This is a genomic window from Bowmanella dokdonensis (genome assembly GCF_017254865.1).
GTDB classification, from domain to species: Bacteria; Pseudomonadota; Gammaproteobacteria; order Enterobacterales; family Alteromonadaceae; genus Bowmanella; species Bowmanella dokdonensis.
The window spans coordinates 1-311 of sequence record NZ_JAFKCV010000281.1; the positions used below are offsets into that span (position 1 = coordinate 1).

Consider the following 311-nt stretch of genomic DNA (forward strand, 5'->3'; position numbering starts at 1 on the left):
GTTTGTGCATTAAGGAAAACCGGGTATTGAACTGCCAGGACGCCTTGCATGACCCCAGAGTAGACAAGGATGCCTGTCAGAAGGTGGGGCTGAGTTCCATGTTGGTGGTACCTTTGGGTTACCAACAAAATACCGTAGGGGTGATCAAAGTATTCTCTACTGCAACCGCTGCCTTCGATGACGTAGACACCCTGATACTGAGCTTGGCAGCGCAGGTGATCAGCGCCGCCATTCACGCCTCATTAGGCAAACAGCCTTAGTTTCCCGTGCCGTATTTCGCCACAAAGGCATTCACAAAACGTTGCGGCGAC

Annotated in this window: 1 protein-coding gene; it reads left to right on the top strand. The window is 52.1% G+C overall.

All coding sequences use genetic code 11. The annotated features are described in order from the left end of the window. A partial coding sequence (locus tag J0A66_RS22585; protein WP_206576053.1) for a GAF domain-containing protein occupies nt 1-260 on the top strand: 260 nt, incomplete at its 5' end. Nucleotides 261-311 lie beyond the last annotated feature (51 nt).